Source organism: Paenibacillus sp. VCA1 (genome assembly GCF_031583795.1).
Taxonomy (GTDB): domain Bacteria; phylum Bacillota; class Bacilli; order Paenibacillales; family Paenibacillaceae; genus Paenibacillus_AQ; species Paenibacillus_AQ albilobatus.
Map to the genome: position 1 here is coordinate 601,450 of NZ_JAVLSX010000002.1, position 17,085 is coordinate 618,534.

The window sequence follows — 17,085 nt, forward strand, 5'->3', positions numbered from 1 at the left end:
CGGTTTGCGCGTTTCTATTTGATTATACCGTGCGTTTATATGCGAATCGTTTCAACGTCTGCCCCCGGCAGAAGCAGCAAAAGGCTGTTTATTGAACGGGCGCGCAGCCCAGATGGGCAACGAATCGGCGGAACGCTTCCATGCCGGTTTCAGTCCGTTTATATACGCCCGCATGGCCCAAAATTTCCACGAAAATGCCGCCCACCTCGGACTGCACAAGCTTCCAGGCTTCCTCTTTCGTGCGGTTCGTTCCGTATTTTGCCGCCAATTGCCCGATCCAATGCTTATGCAGGTTCAAAGGATGGTCTTCCTGCTCCATGACGGCCTCGTAAAGCCCGCGGTCTCCGGCAAGGATCTCGGCCGTCAGGTCGAGTTCTTCCTTCAGCCGCCCCGGCAATATCGCGAGCCCCATCACTTCGATCAAGCCGATATTTTCCTTCTTGATATGATGCATTTCCTGATGGGGGTGAAAAATGCCGGCCGGATATTGTTCGCTGGTCCGGTTATTCCTAAGCACCAAATCCATCTCGTATTCTCCGTCTGGCGTGCGGCGCACGATCGGCGTCACCGTGTTATGCGGCACCTTGTTCCCGTTTTCTTCGCTGAAAGCCAAAATGTCGGCCGCCGGATCGCTGTACCGTTTCCACGATTCATACACCTTGTCGGCCAGCTCAAGCAGCACGTCGCTGTCCTTCCCGGTCAGCCGCAGCACGGACATCGGCCATTTGACGATGCCGACGGTGACCCCGTCATATTCCGGATGGGCAAAAACCGCTTCCTTCGGCGCGTTCTGAATCGGGAAGGTATGGCGTCCCCCTTGGAAATGGTCATGGGTCAAAATCGAGCCGCCGACGATCGGCAGATCGGCGTTGGAGCCGATAAAATAATGCGGATACTCATCCACGAACGCCAGCAAACGGCGGAACGTATCCTTCGTCAGCTTCATCGGCACATGATCGCGGTGGAACACGATGCAGTGCTCGTTGTAGTACACGTAAGGCGAATATTGGAAAAACCACGGCTCCCCGTTCAGCTTCAGCGGAATGATGCGCAGGTTTTGACGGGCCGGATGGTTGACCCTGCCGGCATAACCGACGTTTTCGCGGCACAGCTGGCATTTCGGGTACACCGGTGGCGGCAGCAGCTTCGCCATGGCGATTTCCTTCGGGCTTTTTTCCGGCTTGGACAGATTGATCGTAATTTCGATGTCTCCGAATTCCGACTCATGCTGCCAATAGACGTTTTTGTTCACCCGATCCATCCGGATATAGTTGGCGTCCACCGACAGCTGGTAGAATCGGTCCGTTGCGGCTTCGATGCCTTTCGCTTCCTTCAGTTCGCCGAATTCCCGGGTCACTTCCGATGGCCGCGGCATCAAGCCGCCCATAATTTGGGCATCAAGCAAATCGCGGTACGTGTCGGTATTCTCCGGAATAAGCCCGATTCTGTAGCCGTAATCGATCAATACGTCCAGCGCGGGCTGCGGCCCTTCCAGCGGCTCCGGAGCCTCGTCGCCGAGATAAGGCTCGTCGAAGCGGAACAGGGAGAGCAGCAGATTGCGACTGTAATCCTCATCGAGCGGTTCGATCAGCCGGCGTTCGAGCGCAAAGCGGACCAGCTGTTCGATCGCGGCCAAAGCCTTTTGCCCAAGTTCCGTCGTTCCGTTTGCTTCGTTCGTGTTCACTGATGTCTCCTCCTTAATTGTCGCCGTAGCCGTTCGGATGGCTTTGATGCCAGCTCCATGCGCTTTGAATGATGTCTTCCAGCTTTTCGCGTTTCGGATTCCAGCCGAGCACTTCCCGTGCCTTTTGCGAAGACGCGACCAGAACCGCCGGATCGCCCGCGCGGCGCGCCTGCATGACAACCGGAATGTCGAGCCCGGTCACCTTTTTCGCCGTTTCGATCACTTCTTTGACGGAGAAACCTGCGCCGATGCCGAGGTTAAATACGTTGCTGCTATCCCCTTTGCGCAAATAATCCACCGCGCAGAGATGGGCGTCGGCCAGGTCGCTCACATGGATATAGTCGCGGATGCAGGTGCCGTCCTCCGTCGGATAATCGTCCCCGAACACCGCGATGCTTTCGCGCTGCTTCAGCGCGGTTTGCAGCACCAGCGGAATCAGATGGCTTTCCGGACGGTGGTCCTCGCCGATTTTGCCGCTGTCATGCGCGCCGGCCGCGTTAAAATAACGCAGGGCGACATATTTGATGCCAAGCACCTGGTCGAACCACGACATCATCCGTTCCATCATCAGCTTCGTTTCGCCGTAAACGTTGGTCGGCTGGGTCCGGTCGCTTTCCTGGATCGGTACGCGCTCCGGCTCGCCGTAAGTCGCCGCGGTCGAAGAAAACACGATGCGGCGGACGTTCGCGGCATCCATCGCCTCGAGCAGGCATAAGGTGCCGTACACGTTATTGTCGTAATATTTCACCGGTTTCTGCATGCTTTCGCCGACAAGCGAATTGGCCGCAAAGTGGATGACGGCGTCGATGGAGTTTTCGCCGAACAATTTTGCAAGCAGCTCCTTATCGCGAAGGTCCCCTTCGTACAGCTTGCCGCCGAGCAGCGCTCCGCGGTGCCCCGTCTGCAGATTATCGAGCACGACCACTTCTTCGCCGCGTTCCAGCAGCGCCGCTACCGTATGGGAACCGATATATCCTGCCCCGCCCGTTACGAGAATCGCCATGTTATTTGCCCTCCTTCAATTCTTTTACGCCGTCGCCCGTGCCGCAAACGTAAAATTCCGCCTTCAATCCCGTTCGTTGTTCATAAGCTTGGCCCACCTGCCGTACGAACGTCTCCACCGAATCCTCATGCACCAGGGACACCGTGCATCCCCCGAATCCGGCACCGGTCATCCGTGCTCCGAGCGTTCCCGTAATGCGCCGCGCCTCTTCCACCATGACGTCCAGCTCCTCGCAGCTGACTTCGTACAAATCGCGCAGCGAATCATGCGACGCGTTCATCAATTCGCCGAACCGCTTCAGATCGTTGTTTTTGAGCGCCTCCACCGAATCCAGCACCCGTTGGTTTTCCTCGACGACATGCAGCGCGCGCCGTCTAACCGTTTCGTCCTGGATATGATGTTTCAGCGTTTCGAACTGCTCCGGCTTGATGCCGGCCAAGTATTCAAGCCCTTCCGCTTCCTCCTTCAAAATGCCGAGCGCCGTTTCGCATTGCTGCCTGCGTTCGTTGTATGCCGAATCCACCAGGCCTCTTCTTTTGTTCGTATTGCCGATCACGATTTTGTAAGCCCCGGTCCGGAACGGAACATGCTTGTATTCGAGCGTATCGCACATCAGCAAAATCGCATGGTCCTGTTTTCCGTTCGCGACCGCGAACTGGTCCATGATGCCGCAGTTGACGCCGACGTATTGGTTTTCCGCCCGCTGCGAAAGCAGCGCGATTTTTACCGTATCCGGCTCGCAGCCTTCCATCGTTTGCAGTGCGAATGCCGTCACCACTTCAATGGAAGCCGAAGAAGAGAGGCCTGCGCCGTTCGGGATTTCCCCGTGGTAAAGAAGGTCATACCCCGTCGTCACCGGACAGCCCGCTTGTTTATTTTCAACCATTACGCCAACCGCGTAATCCACCCATTCGCCCGTTTTTTCCTGGCCAAGCTCGCTGACGGCGAATTCCTTCTCATATGGAAAATTCGTCGTTGCCAGCCGGATTTTGCCGTCATCCCGTTTGCGCGCAAGCAAGGTGGTCCCAAACTCGAGCGCGGCAGGCATCACGTACCCTCCGTTATAGTCGATATGCTCTCCGATCAGGTTGACGCGTCCCGGAGCCAGAAATACCCGGATCTCCTGCCCGGCTTCCCCGTATTTTTCGATAAACTTCCCTTTCAGCGATTCGATGTTCATTGGCGATGCCCATCCTTTCCTTATGGTCACGTTCTTGCTTTAAGTATAAAAACAATGCGCTTCCCTGTTAATGCAATTATGTTTGTTCCATATGGATTTATGTGACTCCGAAGTCTATAATAACATTCATGACCAAAGATTTCGCGGACGATTTCGCCCGCCAAAAAGGAGGCCCCTCATGGCCGTTCAGGAAACCTACAGCGTCGCATCCAACCCCGTTTATCACGAAAACAGCCCGCTGCACGTGCTTTTTGCCGGCGAAAGCCAAACCAAGCCGCTGCACGTCGTCGGGCCGAAAATATACGATTATTATCTTCTCCATTACGTCGAAAGCGGCCGCGGACAGTTCCGCTCGGAGCAGCATACGTACGAATTAGGCGCTGGCAGCTGCTTTCTCATTCATCCGGGCAGGCTTGTCAGCTATGCTTCCGACGCGGAAGACCCCTGGCGCTACCGCTGGACGGCGTTTTCCGGCAACGAAGCGCCGGAACTTGTCGAATCCGCCGGGTTCGGCGGCGGCAGGTCCGTGCTCAGAGCAGGCGGCGACAGCCTCATCCCTTCTTCCATCCAACGGATTTCGGAAGCTTTTTACGGCAAAAAGGAAAGCGCCGACATGGCGGCGCTTGGTTATCTGTACCTCATTTTTTCCGAAGCAAAAAGCATTTTGGCGGACGAAACGCAGCCTGCCGGCACCGAATCCCAGGTTCAGCGCACGGTCAAGCAAATGATCCATTATTTGTCCGCCCAATACGCCCATCCCGTGTCCATCGAACAGATGAGCGAAAGTCTGGGATACAACCGCGCCTACCTCTCCCGCATTTTCAAAAGAGAAACCGGCATGTCTCCCGTTACCTATCTGCTGAAACTCCGAATCGATAAATCGCGCCAGCTACTGCGCGAGCGCCCCGAGCTTTCGATCGAACAAATCGCGGCTTCCGTCGGATTGACCGATGCTCTGTATTTCTCCAGGCAATTCAAAAGGTTGTGCGGCTATTCGCCAAGCCAATACCGCGCCAAAACCGCCGCCGCGCCGGGCGGCGAACCGTACAGCCGCAAGTGAGCGGATAAAACAAACCAAGCCCGCCGCTCCAACAGGGACGCAGACGGGCTTGGACGAGTTTCTATCGGGAAACCGGACGCCCATCGAAATCGACGCTTCCAGTTTGATCGTAAAATGGAATGATCAGGATATTTATGACTCGTTTTCCGTTTTGAGGATCGCCTCGATCCGGTCCAGCTCCTCGCGGCTGAACTCCAGGTTGTTCAGTGCCGCCACGTTGTCCTCGATTTGGCTGACGCGGCTTGCGCCGATCAGGGCGGACGTAACCTTGCCGCCGCGCAGCACCCAGGCAAGCGCCAGCTGAGCCAGGCTTTGGCCGCGGGCCGCCGCAAGCTGGTTCAAAGCACGTATTTTGCGTAAAGCTTCGGGCGTGATGTCATGCGCATTCAGAAAAACGGACGAGCTGGCCGCCCGGGAATCCTCGGGAACGCCGTTCAAATATTTGTTCGTGAGCAGGCCCTGCTGAAGCGGCGTAAAGGCGATGCTGCCGACGCCGTTTTCCAACAAAACCTCTTGCAGGCCGTTTTCGATCCAGCGGTTCAGCATGGAATAACTCGGCTGATGGATCAAAAGCGGGGTACCCAAAGACTTCAAAATCGAAACGGCTTGCGCAGTTTGTTCGGCGGAATAATTGGATATGCCGACGTACAAAGCCTTGCCGGAACGAACGGCATGGTCCAGCGCCATCATCGTTTCCTCAAGCGGCGTTTCCGGGTCGAAGCGGTGGGAGTAGAAAATGTCGACGTAATCCAGTCCAAGCCGTTTCAAGCTCTGATCGAGACTCGATAGCAAATATTTGCGGGAGCCCCATTCCCCGTAAGGTCCCGGCCACATATGGTATCCAGCCTTCGTCGATATGATCAGCTCGTCCCGGTGGCCCTGCAAATCCTGTTTGAGGATTTTCCCGAACGTTTCTTCCGCCGAGCCGGGAGGCGGCCCGTAATTATTCGCCAGGTCAAAATGCGTAATGCCGAGGTCGAACGCGCTCGTCACCATGTTCCGGGCGTTTTCGAACGTGTCGATTCCGCCGAAATTATGCCAGAGGCCGAGGGAGATGGCAGGAAGCTTAAGGCCCGAACGGCCGCAGCGGTTATAGATCATTTTGTCATAACGTGCTTCGTTAGGTGTGTAAGCCATTGCAATCCGCCTTTCTGTAATAGGATGCCACTTGCTTCGGGATTTTGCAAAATTCGATTCCTGCCGCTCCAGGGTACAATCTATAGACGAATTAAACCGTTTCGCTATATAGACGAATTAAACCGTTTCGCTCTATATATTGCTGATAGGAAGTCGCTTTTTGAATTTTTGCAAAATCCTTGCTTGGAAACATCATATCTCTTTTGCGTTCCGTTTGACAAGAAAGCGCTTAGATGCCGAGGATACGCCCAACCTGATCCATAACCTCGCCGATTTTATCGTGAATAACAAGATCGGCCCTTTTGTCGTAAGGAGTCGGATCCATGTTCAGCAGCACCGAGCGGGTGCCTTGGAAATAAGAGACGAGTTCGGCAGCCGGATGCACCGTCAGCGACGTGCCGCCTACGAGCAGCAAATCCGCGTTCGCAATTGCGTCCATGGCGCCGATCAGCACCTGCTGATCAAGCGCTTCCTCGTACAGGACGACATCCGGCTTCACGATCCCTTGGCAGTATGGGCAGCGGGGAACGAGATGTTTGCTTGCCATCACCTGCTCCAGCCCGAAAAAGCGGCGGCAATCCATGCAGTAGTTGCGGTGGACGGAGCCGTGCAGCTCCAGAACCTCCTCGCTTCCCGCCTTCTGATGGAGGCCGTCGATGTTTTGCGTGACGATCGCCTTCAGCTTGCCCAGTTCCTCCAGCTTGGCCAAAAACCGATGGCAGCCGTTGGGTTTGGCGTCGGGATGAAGCATTTTGCTGCGGTAGAAATCAAAAAAGATCTCCGGCATTTTCATGAAAAACGAGCGGCTGAGCATCTGTTCGGGCGGATACGGGGAATGCTGCTCGGTCTGGTATAATCCCGCTGCGGAACGGAAATCGGGGATGCCGCTCTCCGTCGAGGTACCCGCGCCGCCAAAAAAGACGATGTTATCGCTTTGCTCTATCCAAGAGGCCAATGTTTCGATGTTCTGCACGTTTTGTGCACCTCCACACATGTTCGGATCAATGATCGACGGATCCACGGGCGACGTAAAACCGTTTTTCGTTGAAACAACGCCAAAAAAAGCGGGCGAAAGACATGATCAGCCTGCCTCCCTCCAGGGACGGCAGGCTGTCGTAAGCCGCTTTCAGAAGCGGCGGATCGGCGGATTCCCGCGGCCGCTTTATTTTTTCGCTTCGCGATAGGCCTGCATATACTGCTCGGCTTTGCCGCGTACCAGATCCATGTTGCCCGTCTTGACGGCTTCGTTCGTCAAATCGGAACCGATCCCGACGGCAACCGCCCCGACCTGAATCCATTCCTTCAGGTTGGAAAGCGATACCCCGCCCGTCGGCATAAAGTTTGCCTGCGGCATCGGCCCTTTCATCGTTTTGATGATTCCCGGCTCATACAGGTTGCCGGGGAACAGCTTCACGATGTCGACGCCAAGCTCAAGGGCGTGCTGCACTTCGGCGATCGTCATGACCCCCGGCATAATCGGCACGCGGTACAGATTGCATATTTTCACGGTTTCCGGGTTGAGGGACGGCCCGACCACGAATTCGGCCCCGGACATGATCGCTGCGCGCGCCGTTTGCGGCTCCAGCACCGTGCCTGCGCCGATGACGGCGAATTTGTCCGGATCTTCCGTCTTCCAGCTGTACATGCGGCTCAGCTTCTCAATCGCCTGCAGCGCGCCCGGTACCGTCAAGGTCACTTCGATAACCTTAATGCCCCCGGCGATGGCCGCCTCCGCCATGGCAAACACCTGGTCCGCCGAATCGCCGCGCAGCACGGCGACCACCCCGTTATCGATAATTTTTTGTAATATTTGGAGTTTTTTCACAATCATACGCTCCTTTTCACTCATTATATGGAAATCCTGCCAGGATGTCTATGGAATGATTACCTCTCGATATGCATCTTGCGTTCAAGCTTCGCTTCCACCTGCTCCCACGTTGGCAGCGCTTCCCAATCTCCGACCGCCTGGATGACCATCGAGCCCATCAGATTGCCAAGACGTACCGCTTCTGCCGTTGGATGCCCTTTCAAAAGTCCGGCGATAAAACCCGCGCAAAAACCGTCTCCGGCCCCGACCGTGTCCAGCACCTGCTCCGCTTTGAAATACGGAACTTCCGTCAGGGTACCATCCTCGAGGACGTAGGTCAAATCCGGCCCGCCCTTGATGACCGAAACGGCGTTTAAACGGGAAAGCTTGTCGAATACGGCTTGATCGTCCTCCGTATCGTACAGCAGCTTCAATTCATCCAGCCCGGGCAAAAAATAATCCGCTTTCTCCGCCAGCCGCAACAGCACGCCGCGCGCTTCCTCCAGCGTCCACAGCTTCAGCCGCAGATTCGGGTCAAAGCTTACCTTGACGCCGGCTTCGATCGCGATGTCCATCGCTTTTTCGACGCATGCCAAAGCCGATGGGCTGATCGCCGCCGTGATGCCCGTCACGTGAAGGATTTTGGCCTGCTGAATGTACGCCGCATCCAGCTGATCCGGCCGCAGCATGCTGGCCGCGGAATGTTTGCGGTAGTAGTACACCGACGATTTGCCGGCCGTATTTTCGCGGATCATCAGTCCCGTGGGCGCCTCGCCGCTAAAAACCGCCCGAGACACGTCCACGCCTTCGCCGCGTATCGCTTTATGTATCATCATCCCGATCGGATCCCGTCCCAGCGCCCCGAACCAGCCTGAACGGCAGCCTAATCTCGCAACCCCGATCGCCACGTTGCTTTCCGCCCCGCCAAACGATTTGTGAAGCGTCGACGCATACTCCAAACCCCGGGTGTCCTGTGCCGTAAAGAGTCCCATACTTTCGCCGAAAGTAACCAACTCAGGCGTAAGTGCTGTATCCTGCTGCATAGTAGTCCCCTTCCTTATTTAAATCAGGATTTTGCAAAATTCGATTCCGGCCGCTCCACGGCACAATCTATAGACGAACGAAACCGCTTCGCTCCGGATATTGCTGATTGAAGGTCGTTTTTTGGAATCTTGCAAAATCTTCAAGTCTGTACCTATTGTCGGCGCAGGAAGATGGGTTGTCAATACGCAAACCCTTCATCACCTTGGCATAATTTAATGAAATGGCAGCGTTTTTAATGTGAAATAAATCACAACAAAAGACGGCAAAGCGTAGTAATTTAAAGGTGTCAACGATCTGGAGGGAACCACCATGGAAAAAACGCTGCCAAAACAAGGAGAAACCTACTTTCTGAATTTGCGGTTTCTGCTGATTCTTACCGTCTGCATAGCCAACGCCATCGAACCGCTGATCGCCCGGATGGGCGGCCTGCATGCGCTGTACAGTTGGATTTACACCTTTCATATTCCCCTGTTCGTTCTGGTCACCGGTTATTTTTCCAAAGGCGGGCTGGACGGTCCGGACGGACGCAAAACGCTGCTGCAGATCGGCATGCAGTATGTCATCTTTCAAAGCCTGTATTCTTTTCTGGATATAACCCTATTCCGCGTCCCGAACATTCGGCATTCGTTTTTCGCCCCTTACCTGCTGCTCTGGTTTTTGGTGAGCCATATGGGATGGCGCCTCTTGATGCTCGGGATGCGCAGGCTTCCGCCGGCCGGCCGGTTTGCGGTCGCCGCAGCGCTGGGCATCATGGTCGGGTATTTGCCGCTGGACGGGGCCTGGTTAAGCATTAGCCGAACGTTTGTGTACCTGCCCTTTTACGTGATCGGCTATCATGTTTCGTTTGACGCGTTTATGCGATTTTTCACGTTGAAAAAAAGGTTCGTAGCCGCCGCTGCCTCGGCATTGCTCCTGATCGTCATCGCCTTGACGGGGCTTGCCCCGCCCTCGGGCTGGCTGTACGGCAGCATGACCTATATGCAATTGGGGCATCCCGAATGGTATGCCGGCGCATACCGGCTTGCCATGTACGGCCTGCAAATCTGCTCGGCGGCTGCTTTCCTGGGTTGGGTTCCGTTCCGGCAAGGGCTCCTCACGGATTTGGGACGGCGCACGCTGTACGTGTTCCTGCTTCACGGCTTGATCATCCGTTTGGCGGCCGCCTCGGGGCTATACGGCTTTATTCTCCATCCGGCAGCGGCAGTGCCGGTCGTTGCGGGGGCGGCGCTGCTTGCGTTCGCTCTTGCCCAGCCCGCCGTCAAAAAAGCGGCCCGTCCGGTCATTGAACCGCCGGTCACGTGGATTTTGCGCCTGGAACGGATGGCCTTCGGCAAACCTTAAGCCGATTCGCTTTCCTTATAAAGGCGATATCCTAAAGGCAATATCCGGTCCGAAACGCTTGGATACCGGCAAAATATCCACGTAAAATGGGGCCTTGGCTTCGAAGCTGATTCAGGTACTTTGCGGAGGGCCCCGAAATTTATAAACAATATCATGTCAAAAAAAAGGCTTCTCCCCTCCTGCTTCGAATCGGGGGGAGCCTTTTTCGTCTCTTTTCGCCGCTTTTCCGCCTTTGGTTGCGGATTCACCGCTAGAAAAACCGCTCATTTTGTGATAGACTCATATAAATCGTTTATTCGGGCACTTCTACCAGTAACCGCGCTAAAGCGAGAAGCAATCATAATTTTTGTAAAAGTAGGGGGAAGAGACACCATGGCACCTAAAAAAATGCGTTCAGACATGATCAAAAAAGGCTTTGACCGCGCTCCGCACCGCAGCCTGCTGCGTGCCGCCGGCGTCAAAGAGGAGGATTTCGGCAAACCGTTTATCGCCGTCTGCAACTCCTATATCGATATCGTTCCCGGACATGTGCATCTTCAGGAATTCGGCAAGCTGGTAAAAGAAGCGATCCGCGAAGCCGGCGGCGTTCCGTTCGAATTCAACACGATCGGCGTCGACGACGGCATCGCGATGGGCCATATCGGCATGCGTTATTCGCTCCCGAGCCGCGAAATTATCGCAGACTCCCTGGAAACGGTCGTATCCGCGCACTGGTTCGACGGCATGGTCTGCATCCCGAACTGCGACAAAATTACGCCGGGCATGCTGATGGGCGCGCTGCGCGTCAACATCCCGACCATCTTCGTCAGCGGCGGTCCGATGAAGGCCGGCGTCGACAGCAAAGGCCGTAAATTGTCCCTGACCTCGGTATTCGAAGGCGTCGGCGCCCACCAGGTCGGCAAAATCTCCGACGATGACCTGCTTGAGCTCGAACAATACGGCTGTCCGACCTGCGGCTCCTGCTCGGGTATGTTCACCGCAAACTCCATGAACTGTCTGGCGGAAGCGCTCGGTCTCGCTATGCCGGGGAACGGAACGATTCTGGCCGTTGCCGAAGAACGCAAGGAGTTCGTCAAGCAATCGGCACGCCAGTTGATGGAACTTGTCAAAATGGACCTGAAACCACGCGACATCGTGACGCTGGAATCGATCGACAACGCGTTTGCCCTCGATATGGCGATGGGCGGCTCCACCAACACCGTGCTGCATACGCTGGCGCTGGCCCAGGAAGCGGGCATCGATTATCCGCTGGAGCGCATCAACGAAGTGGCGAACCGCGTGCCTCACATTTCCAAGCTGGCACCGGCCTCCGACTATTTTATCGAGGACGTGCACACAGCCGGCGGCGTCAGCGCCGTCCTGCATGAGCTTCTGAAAAAACCGGGCGCCCTTCACGGCGACTGCATCACCGTAACCGGCAAAACGCTTGCGGAAAACGTGGCCGGCTGCGAAATTCTCGACAAAAACGTCATCCATCCGATCGACCAGCCTTATTCCGAACGCGGCGGTCTCGCCGTATTGTACGGCAACCTGGCGCCGGAAGGTTCGATCATCAAGGTCGGCGCGGTCGACCCTTCGGTTGGCGGATACCATAAAGGTCCTGCCATCTGTTTCGATTCCCAGGATGAAGCGCTGGCAGGCATTGCGAACGGCAAAGTCAAGGAAGGCATGGTTGTCGTCATCCGTTATGAAGGTCCTAAAGGCGGACCGGGCATGCCGGAAATGCTCGCCCCTACGTCGCAAATCGTCGGCATGGGACTCGGCGCCAAAGTCGGCCTGATCACGGACGGACGATTCTCGGGCGCATCCCGCGGCATCAGCATCGGGCATATTTCTCCGGAAGCCGCCGAAGGCGGTCCGATCGCTTTCGTCGAAGACGGCGACATCATCGAGCTTGATCTCAACAACCGTAAAATCGAGCTTCATATCAGCGATGAAGAAATGGCCGCCCGCCGCGCCAATTGGAAAGGCTTCGAACCGAAAGTCAAAACGGGCTACCTGGCGCGTTATTCCAAACTGGTGACCAACGCCAGCCAAGGCGGAGTCATGAAAATTTAAGTCTAGTCTCCCTACGAGTAATCAAGGGGCGGCGCTGCCGGTCGTTATGACCGCGGCGCCGCCCCTTCTTCATTTTAGCCGAGGATCTTGAACATCCTCAAAATGAGAAAACCCCCGTCAAGCGGATCACGCCTGCCGGGGGTTTTCGATTGCAAATCAGATGGCCGGCGTCGAGCTTTCCAGCTCTTGCGCCGTCAAATTCAGGTCGTTTGGTTCGTTTTGCTCCGTCTGTTCGTTCCGTCGTCGTCTCGATTCATGATGATGGCGGTGCGAGCCGCTTTCGGCATAACGCTCCAAAAACTCGCCGATGGGCATCAGCAGCATTTTCGGTACGAGCTGCTGGGATTGCTCCTTCAATCTGGATTGTCCGGACGGATGAATAACGCTAAGTAAAAATTTCAGATAAAGCCGGGAAGATCTTGAAAAGAGCCCGTCCTTTAAATCCACGATCCGGAACCCGAACTGCTCCGGTCCGCGATTGACCATGGTTACGCCATAAAGCGTCTTGGCATCCATCGCTTTTGGATCCTCCAAAATACACTGGGCGAGCGCCGGAAATTCCTTCTCCATCGTCCGGATCAGATGGATCGCCAGATGAACCGCCGAACGCGACCTCACGCCGAAACGGAACAGTTTTTCGTTGTCGAAATGAAGTTCAACGACTTGATCCCCTTTTTCGAGGACCGTTCCATCGTCAAGCTCGATCTTCTGTCCGCTGTATTTGCGCACCCTGTAATGCAGCATCGGATCATACGGGTTGACGGTTTTCAACCGGAACATTTTGTGGAAAGCCACTTCCCACAAAAGCCACAGCCTGACGATCGCCAGCTTGGAGAAAGGCAATTTGTTTTCCGGAGAATTTTCCTTTGCCTTGATCATGTCGTCAACCCGGATGCTTTTCAGGCCTTGGCGCTTCGCTTCTTCCAGCACGCGCTCCAGCGCGATCAGCATTTGGCGCGGCGCGTCCGGGTTCGCCCCGGCGGTAGTGCCGCAATCGTGAAGCAGCAGCACTTCTCCCGGATGAAGCTTTTGGAGCATTCTTTCCGTCAGCTTGTCAGCGCCGATCCTTTCCCTCCAGTCGCCGAACATCGCGGACCAGAGCACGATTTTAAACTTGCCGCTGCGTTTTTTGTTCAAATCGAAAAGGTTGACGATCCCCCATGGGGGTCGGTAATACGACGAGCGCTCGCCGGTGATCGAATGAATGATCTTATCCGTCTTCATAATCTGTTTCGTTACCGTCGCCGGCCGCATCAGCCAGTTGGACTTATGAACGTAATTATGAATCCCGATCAGATGGCCTTCGTCGTACATTCGCTTGACCAGCTCCGGATGCTGCTCGGCATGGGACCCGACAACAAAAAAGGTTGCCTTGGCATCATACTTCTTGAGCAAATCCAGCAGCTGGGGCGTGTACTGCGGATCAGGGCCGTCGTCGAAGGTAAGCGCGTATTCATGTTCGGTCGAACCTCTCCGAAAAACGCGGAACCCGAAAATACGGGTGATCAGTCCGGGAATAAAAGCATAAAAAGATGAAATATAAAACAACCAAAGCAGCAAAGTCTGCATGTCATAATCCCCACTTTTCTCTGATTGACTTTGACTTGCCGAAAGGCAGGTATCTCTATACAATGAATGTTGAGCACCAGCTAGAGCTGCCGTAATAAGGAATGGATCGCCATAGCGGAAGTACTGTAAAATATAAAGACGCTATCTTTCATTTTATCACAGCATCCCGCGAAATAGGCTATTTTTTTAATCGTGGAATAGATATTTTCTTATTTATTTTAGTTGTCCCATCGAATACATATGCTTAGGAGTGATATTTGTTCATGCTTCCGCTATATAAAAAATATTGGAGGACTTTTCTCGACATCGGGATGATCGTGTTGACCGTTTTGCTCATCATGTACGTGTTCAGCAAGCTGTACCAGATCGCGGCACCCGTTTTTTTGTCTTTTCTCGTTTTTTTCATGATCGAACCGCTGGCCAAATTTCTGAATCGGAGAGGTTTGCCCAAAACGATTGCAGCGGCCGTTTCCGTCCTGCTTTTCGTGCTTGTCATTTTGGGCATACTATTCGGCATCGGACTGATCGTCGTTTCCCAAATCGCCCAAGTCCAAGATAATTTGCCCCAATACACGCAGATGATACAAACGGCTTTTGGCAAAACGACTGCTTTTCTCCAGCATAAAATCGAGGCCCTTCCCCCGAATATTACCGACAAAATGAACGACAACTTCAAAAAATTTACGGACTATGCCACAGGATGGGCCACCAGCTTCTTAAAGTATATGGTTTCGCTCTTCAGCTCGTTCTCCACGTTTATGGCCAATTTCGGCATCGCGATCATTCTCGCCTTTTTCCTGAGCACGGAAATCGGCGGCTGGCGCAAAATCGTGAAGGACAAGTCCCCGAAAACGCTAAAAAATGCCTATACGTTTATGAAGACGTACGTGCTCAAAGCGATCGGCTCCTACATCAGAGCGCAAATGCTGATGGTGTTGATCACATTCGTGTTGATTTACGTCGGGCTGCTTATTTTGGGAACGGGGAGCGAACTTTCGATTGCGCTCGTGTGCGCGATTTTCGATATTTTGCCTTTGGTGGGCGTTCCGGTCGTTTTGATCCCGTGGATCGTTTACCTGTTTATCGTCGGCAACATCAGCCTGGCCATCGGGTTATGCGTCCTGCTGGCGGTCGTTCTGCTGACGCGCCAGCTGCTCGAGCCAAGAATTACCGGCAACTCCATCGGCATTTCCTCCGCATTTCTGATGTTATCGTTTATGATCATTTCGCTATCGGTTTTTGGCGTGGCCGGCCTCATTCTTTCGCCGGTTTTGCTTATTATGCTCAAAGAGCTTCTGCAGCAGGGTTATCTCCAGCGCTGGATTCGCCTGCCGCAGGAAGAATTCGACGTTTCCCCGTTCGAAATGAGCGCGCCGGCTCCCCAGGAGACTAAGCGCTCCCGGAAGCAAGCAGATTCATAATCTCCCCGAACAAGGAGGCGGCTTGATTGCCGCCTCCCTTCGGCATATTTTGGAACACGACCGCTAACGCATATTTAGGCTCTTTCACCGGTCCATAACCGATAAACCACTGGTTGTTCCGTTCCTCGCCCCGGACCTTCACTTGTGCCGTTCCCGATTTGCCTGCAAGCTCCCATTTGGCATTCCGCAGCGATGTTCCCGTTCCTTCCGTCACCACCGTTCTCATCCATGCTTTCAGCAGGCTGGCCGTTTCCGGCCGAATGCTGCCCGAGCTTGACGGCGCAAAATGCGGTTTGAATGGTTTCATCAGCTGGCCGTTTGCATAAGAGACATGGTCGATGATTCTTGGCGCGCGGACTTGTCCGTCATGAAGGAGGGTTACGACCAGGTTGGCGGCCTGCAGCGGCGTGACCCGCACGTCCCGCTGCCCGATTCCGGACTGCGCCCTGACGCCCCCGTCCAAAGCTGCCGATTCGCTTGAAAAAATCGTCCCCGCTTCCTCATGATCAAACGGCTTCAGGACAGGCATCCCGAGCATGTCTTTCGCTTCCCATCCGACCGTCCGCCCGAACCCCAGCTTCCTTGCCGCCGATTCCAGCTCCTCCCCCGTCATCCGTTCCGCAAGCTCGGCGAAAACGACGTTGCAGGATTGGGCAAACGCCTGCTCCAGCGTCAACGCGCCATGCCCAGCCGTTTTCCAGCAGGATAACCCGTACTTGGCATATTTCCCCGAGCAGAAAAAGGCTTCGTCCACGGTTGTTACCCCCGCCTCCAATGCGGCGGCGGCCACCACCGTTTTAAAAATCGATCCCGGTGCGGTTGCCTGTACCGCTTTGTTGTTCCAAGCCCCTTGGTTCGGATCGACGTTCAGCGGATTGTAAAAAGGGCGGGAAACCATCGCGACGACGTCCGCATTGCTTGCGTCAAGCAAAACGACGGCGCCTTCCTTCATCCCCGCTTTTTCCGTCAGCTTTTCGATTTGCCGCTGAAGCGAAAGATCGATCGTGGTCGTCAAGCGCAGCGGATAATAAGGATTGTTTGGCGACTTCAGCTGGATGCCCGTCCCCGGTATCGCCCGGTTTACACCGTCGACGTTATAATAAACGGTTGTCAGCCCGACGCCGTGCAAAATCGGCTCCAACGTTTTCTCAAGCCCCGCGGCACCTTCGCGGAACGCGTAACCGGTATGGGGCATATGATTTTGACCCGGCATGTCGGACAAATATCCGAGCCACTGCATGCCGTTTGGTTTGCTCTCATACCGCTGGGTATAGGGCAGCACTTCGAGACCGCTGAAATTCAAAGCCGAAATCCGCTTCGCCTGCTGTTGGGTCAAAGCCAGCGGTGCGCCGCCGCCGCTTTTCCAAAGCACCGGCACGCTGAGTCCGCTCCATAAGTCCAAAAGACGGTTGGCGTCCGTTCCAAGCGCCCGGGCTACCGGCTCCATTTTTCCGTCCTTGTTGTCCAGCAGCCCTTTGTTCACCGGAAACAGAACTGCGGCGGATATGGTTTTCCCCGTGATCGGTCTGCCGCTGCGGTCATAAATGTTTCCCCTGCCCGAATCGAGAACGACGCCCCTTTCCCTTTGCAGGACGGACATTTCCTGCAGCGTGTACATGCTGTCCGGCAGCTTCGAAGCGCGCAGCACAAGCTGGACATAGGCCAATCGCAAAATGAGCAGGACTAAAATTCCGGTCAGGATAACCAACCCGTAAAATATGCGCTGTTTTTGTTTTAATGTCATGGCGCACCGGTCCTTTTCGACGTTTTTTTCCATTATG

At 54.9% G+C, this 17,085-nt stretch carries 13 protein-coding genes; 4 read left to right on the plus strand and 9 right to left on the minus strand.

Features of this window, described 5'->3' with window-relative positions:
• Nucleotides 1-88: 88 nt before the first annotated feature.
• From RJP21_RS06320 to RJP21_RS06330, 3 genes are read right to left on the minus strand one after another with little or no spacing between them, the layout of a single operon-like run.
• Nucleotides 89-1,684 (minus strand): UDP-glucose--hexose-1-phosphate uridylyltransferase, encoded by a 1,596-nt coding sequence (locus RJP21_RS06320; protein ID WP_310858540.1) that lies wholly within the window; start codon nucleotides 1,682-1,684, stop codon nucleotides 89-91.
• A gap of 13 nt (nucleotides 1,685-1,697) precedes the next feature.
• Entirely contained in the window at nucleotides 1,698-2,687 is a 990-nt protein-coding gene (gene galE / locus RJP21_RS06325; RefSeq protein ID WP_310858541.1) for a UDP-glucose 4-epimerase GalE, read from the minus strand.
• Nucleotide 2,688: 1 nt separating this feature from the next.
• Nucleotides 2,689-3,867, minus strand: a complete 1,179-nt coding sequence (locus RJP21_RS06330) for a galactokinase (RefSeq protein ID WP_310858542.1) — start codon at nucleotides 3,865-3,867, stop codon at nucleotides 2,689-2,691.
• 178 nt (nucleotides 3,868-4,045) lie between these two features.
• Between RJP21_RS06330 and RJP21_RS06335 the strand changes: the two genes are divergently transcribed.
• Nucleotides 4,046-4,927, plus strand: a complete 882-nt coding sequence (locus RJP21_RS06335) for an AraC family transcriptional regulator (protein ID WP_310858543.1) — start codon at nucleotides 4,046-4,048, stop codon at nucleotides 4,925-4,927.
• A 132-nt stretch (nucleotides 4,928-5,059) separates the two neighbouring features.
• Here the strand turns inward: RJP21_RS06335 and mgrA are convergent, their stop codons facing one another.
• From mgrA to RJP21_RS06355, 4 genes are all read right to left on the minus strand, one after another.
• A complete protein-coding gene (mgrA, locus tag RJP21_RS06340; protein ID WP_310858544.1) occupies nucleotides 5,060-6,064 on the minus strand; it encodes an L-glyceraldehyde 3-phosphate reductase in 1,005 nt (334 codons plus the stop codon).
• 229 nt (nucleotides 6,065-6,293) lie between these two features.
• Complete coding sequence (locus RJP21_RS06345) at nucleotides 6,294-7,058, minus strand: NAD-dependent protein deacylase (RefSeq protein ID WP_160043525.1); 765 nt, start codon at nucleotides 7,056-7,058, stop codon at nucleotides 6,294-6,296.
• Between the two features lie 168 nt (nucleotides 7,059-7,226).
• Entirely contained in the window at nucleotides 7,227-7,889 is a 663-nt protein-coding gene (locus tag RJP21_RS06350) for a bifunctional 2-keto-4-hydroxyglutarate aldolase/2-keto-3-deoxy-6-phosphogluconate aldolase (RefSeq protein WP_310858545.1), read from the minus strand.
• Nucleotides 7,890-7,948: 59 nt separating this feature from the next.
• Nucleotides 7,949-8,914: a sugar kinase gene (locus RJP21_RS06355; RefSeq protein ID WP_310858546.1), complete on the minus strand. Its 966-nt coding sequence runs from the start codon at nucleotides 8,912-8,914 to the stop codon at nucleotides 7,949-7,951.
• A 310-nt stretch (nucleotides 8,915-9,224) separates the two neighbouring features.
• On the opposite strand from RJP21_RS06355, the gene RJP21_RS06360 reads away from it, so the two are divergent.
• Both RJP21_RS06360 and ilvD read left to right on the plus strand, forming a co-directional pair.
• Nucleotides 9,225-10,256: an acyltransferase family protein gene (locus tag RJP21_RS06360; RefSeq protein ID WP_310858547.1), complete on the plus strand. Its 1,032-nt coding sequence runs from the start codon at nucleotides 9,225-9,227 to the stop codon at nucleotides 10,254-10,256.
• A 372-nt stretch (nucleotides 10,257-10,628) separates the two neighbouring features.
• On the plus strand, nucleotides 10,629-12,314 hold the full coding sequence (gene ilvD, locus RJP21_RS06365) for a dihydroxy-acid dehydratase (protein ID WP_201452188.1): 1,686 nt from the start codon (nucleotides 10,629-10,631) through the stop codon (nucleotides 12,312-12,314).
• A gap of 156 nt (nucleotides 12,315-12,470) precedes the next feature.
• On the opposite strand, the gene RJP21_RS06370 is transcribed toward ilvD, so the two are convergent.
• Entirely contained in the window at nucleotides 12,471-13,883 is a 1,413-nt protein-coding gene (locus tag RJP21_RS06370) for a polysaccharide deacetylase family protein (protein WP_310858548.1), read from the minus strand.
• 263 nt (nucleotides 13,884-14,146) lie between these two features.
• Here RJP21_RS06370 and RJP21_RS06375 point away from each other — a divergent pair, with 263 nt between their 5' ends.
• Nucleotides 14,147-15,304 carry an AI-2E family transporter gene (locus RJP21_RS06375; protein ID WP_310858549.1) on the plus strand — a complete coding sequence of 386 codons (1,158 nt, stop codon included), beginning with the start codon at nucleotides 14,147-14,149 and terminating at the stop codon, nucleotides 15,302-15,304.
• On the opposite strand, the gene RJP21_RS06380 is transcribed toward RJP21_RS06375, so the two are convergent.
• Nucleotides 15,273-17,048: a peptidoglycan D,D-transpeptidase FtsI family protein gene (locus tag RJP21_RS06380; RefSeq protein ID WP_310858550.1), complete on the minus strand. Its 1,776-nt coding sequence runs from the start codon at nucleotides 17,046-17,048 to the stop codon at nucleotides 15,273-15,275. The genes RJP21_RS06375 and RJP21_RS06380 overlap by 32 nt on opposite strands.
• Between the last annotated feature and the right edge of the window lie 37 nt (nucleotides 17,049-17,085).